This is a genomic window from Devosia sp., assembly GCF_039927955.1.
GTDB lineage: Bacteria > Pseudomonadota > Alphaproteobacteria > Rhizobiales > Devosiaceae > Devosia.
The window spans coordinates 1-2,983 of the sequence record NZ_JBDSUA010000070.1; the positions used below are offsets into that span (position 1 = coordinate 1).

4 protein-coding genes and 1 riboswitch are annotated in these 2,983 nt (G+C 61.1%); of the genes, 1 reads left to right on the forward strand and 3 read right to left on the reverse strand.

Going from position 1 to position 2,983, the window contains the following annotated elements:
- The coding region (locus ABIT12_RS16650; RefSeq protein ID WP_407065639.1) for an MFS transporter at positions 1-301 on the reverse strand (301 nt) is incomplete at its 3' end.
- Between the two features lie 159 nt (positions 302-460).
- Between ABIT12_RS16650 and ABIT12_RS16655 the strand changes: the two genes are divergently transcribed.
- Positions 461-1,048, forward strand: a complete 588-nt coding sequence (locus tag ABIT12_RS16655; protein ID WP_348046254.1) for a MarR family winged helix-turn-helix transcriptional regulator — start codon at positions 461-463, stop codon at positions 1,046-1,048.
- Position 1,049: 1 nt separating this feature from the next.
- On the opposite strand, the gene ABIT12_RS16660 is transcribed toward ABIT12_RS16655, so the two are convergent.
- Positions 1,050-1,271 carry a hypothetical protein gene (locus ABIT12_RS16660; protein ID WP_348046256.1) on the reverse strand — a complete coding sequence of 74 codons (222 nt, stop codon included), beginning with the start codon at positions 1,269-1,271 and terminating at the stop codon, positions 1,050-1,052.
- A gap of 119 nt (positions 1,272-1,390) precedes the next feature.
- Complete coding sequence (locus ABIT12_RS16665; protein ID WP_348046258.1) at positions 1,391-2,368, reverse strand: DMT family transporter; 978 nt, start codon at positions 2,366-2,368, stop codon at positions 1,391-1,393.
- A 107-nt stretch (positions 2,369-2,475) separates the two neighbouring features.
- A riboswitch (FMN riboswitch) is annotated at positions 2,476-2,623 on the reverse strand.
- Positions 2,624-2,983: the final 360 nt, after the last annotated feature.

The following is a 2,983-nucleotide window of genomic DNA, read 5'->3' on the forward strand; positions in this document are numbered from 1 at the left end:
GCCCCTGCAGCACGCGCGCCGCGATCAGGCTGGGCATCGACCAGGCCAGCCCGCAGGCCAGCGAGCCAATGGTGAAAAGGGCAATAGCGAAGATGAACACCGGCTTGCGGCCAAACAGGTCGCCAAACTTGCCGTAGAATGGCATCACCGCGGCGAGCGCGAGCAGATAGGCCGCGCCGACCCAGCCGAACAGCTCGACCCCGCCCAGTTTGGTGGCAATGGTGGGTAGTGCGGTGGCAACGATTTGCATGTCCAGAAACGCCATGAACATGCCGGCCAGAACGGCGACATAGATCGCCATTTTGCGAGAGTGAGGCAAAGCCTGTGGATTGATTGAGGTCATGGCAGCCTTCCTTGAAAGAGGCGATATTTATGTGCCGACATCACACATATGTCAAGGTCACATATGAAAGCCGGTCACAGATATTTCCAACCGCCGCGGAATTTGGTATGCAGCGCCATGAGCAAAGAAACCACCGACGACGCCGCCAATACCACCGTTCCCGGCATCGCCGAGCTATATCGTGCCGAACTGCACGCCAGCGGCCTGAGCAATCGGGCGGCCGACGCTGCCATCGAAATCGAGGAGGGCATGGCCCAACTGCGCCGCTCGATGGGTCGCCGGGAAGTCGCCCGGCTTGCCATCGACAAGATGGAGCTTAATCTCGATCCCGCCCATGTTGATATCATGCATATTCTGGCCGCCGCGGATGGCAGCGAGGTGACCGTGGGCACTGTCGCCGCGCGCCTTGATGTCGATCCTTCGCGTGCCAGCCGGCTGGTTGGCGACATGGTCGATCTGGGTTCGTTGCGTCGTGTCGCCTCCCAGCGGGATTCGCGCCGGATTTGCCTCGAACTGACCGATGTGGGCCGCGCCCAGGCCAATAAGGTGCGTCTCTTCAAATGGAAGATGTTTGCCGACGTCTTCATCGGCTGGGACGAAGACGATCTGGTCGATTTCGCGAGGCTATTCAATCTCTATCTGGATCAGATAACCGAGCTCAAGCTCAGCCTCGCGGACCAGACGACACCGCCGCCGGCCGAGTGATCTAGGCCTCGGGCGGGGCAGGCGGGGGCAGCGTATCGGTGCTCTTGGGTTTGCCGCCGCGGCGCGGGAAGGCATAAAAGAAGCTGTAAAGCGCATAGAGCAGCGCCGCGCCGACCAGGCCTGCCCAGAACTGGTCCTTGCTGCCGAAAAATTCCCACGCGCACCAGACGGCCAGAAACACGGTGACGGTCAAACGGCGCCACAGGGGCGCAAACCAATCCAATTCGCTCTGCTTCATAGTCTTGCCTCGCCACACGCCGATGTGGCGCTTGTAACGGGCCACGCGATCACTGCCAACCGGCAAAAAATCGGCCCGGCGCAAGCACCGGGCCGAAACTTGGATCAGGCGTGGACCGGCATGATCGGTTTGACCGTTTCCTGCCGCATGAGGAACAATGACGCGGCCAGGATCAGCGCTGCGCCGGGCCAGAACCAGACGGAGGGCACCTGGCTCAGCACGATCCAGCCGAGCAGGCCGCTCAGCGGCACCTTCAGGTCGCCAAACGGCTGCAGATAGGTTGCGTCAGCCACCTTGTAGGCAAAGCTCAGCAGATACTGCGCCGCCGCCGTCAGGGCGCCGAGCAGCAGCAAGGCCAGCAAGCCATTGCCGGTGGGAAGCGCAAACGGGAAGCCGGTTGCCATTCCAGCCGGTACCAGCCCCGGTGCGATCCAGGCGAAGGCAGTCGCCACCAGCAGGATCAGCAGGTGGTTCGGCGTCACCAGAACCAGTAGCGAGATAGTCAGCGTTTCCGGCGATTCCCAGCGTGACAGATATTTGGTCAACACGTCAGTTGTCGCCCACAAAGCTGCCGCGACGACTGGCACCAGCGTGGTCAGGTTCAACCCCTCAGCGCCGACGCCTGAAACGATTATCGCACCGACGAAAGCCAGCAACGACGCAGCGAGGCGGGCGGCAGAGGCGCGTTCACCCAGGAACAGTGTCGAGCCGAGGATGACGAACAACGGTCCGGTGGCCAGCAAGGTCACCATTTGCCAGATCGGCACACCCGAAGCGAAGCCATAGACGAAGACATGGACGCCGAGCGCCGAAACGAAGGCGCGGATTTCGTGGGCCAGCTTGTGGCTGGTGCGCAGATTTTTGACGCCGATGCGCAGCACCAGCGGGAGTGCCAGCACGGCTGCGATCAAATACTGCCAGAACGCCATGCCGGTCGAGGCCATGCCAAAGCCGCCATATTCCACCGGAGTTGGGAGAATGGACTGCAAGACATTGCTGCCGGCAAAGGCAAAGCTGGCAACCAGCATGAACAATGCGCCGGAAATGGCGCCATTTTTGGGATAGGAGGCAATCTGGTTCAACGGTTTAATCCTTTCACGTAAGACCCAGCTACCTCAGGGTTACGGGAAGGAAACAGCCTCCAGAACGCCGCGCAGATAACTGCGCTGGCCCCAAAGGACTCCATTCAACCCGTTCTCTCTCATCCGGACTATGACCGTCGGCTTCGGGATTGCACCGAAATCTGCTGACCCTTCGCTTGTGGCGAAGGCGCTCGCGGGCTCGGAGTTGCCTCCATTACCGCCGGTGGGGAGTTACACCCCGCCCTGAGAACGATGTGCGGATTGCTCTGCACAGTTATTTAAATATACCGGCCGCCGTTATCTCGCAAGAAGACACACGAGTGTAACTGTGCCGGATTTGGCGAACGGTGAGAAACAGTTTGCTGCACAATGGCCCCAGCACAAAACTCCGCACGGCCAGTGGCCTGCGGGCACTCGATCGGCGCTGGTCGCAAGGTTCTGCGACATGGGGCAAGGATCGCCTCGGTGCCGGTCTTCCGGCGGGTAGATAAAATGAAGCAAGCCTTGCCCCATGCTGTTCCGGAGGCTCGCTGCATGCGCTGGACAGGCGGACTTGCGTCTTGGCTCCGCAACGGCAGGCCCATGGCGTCCACGCCCTGATGGCGTCGCCATGGG

What these genes read in the sequence shown, in the direction of transcription:
- ABIT12_RS16655 (WP_348046254.1), top strand. Translation starts at nt 461, where the DNA reads ATGAGCAAAGAAACCACCGACGACGCCGCCAATACCACCGTTCCCGGC.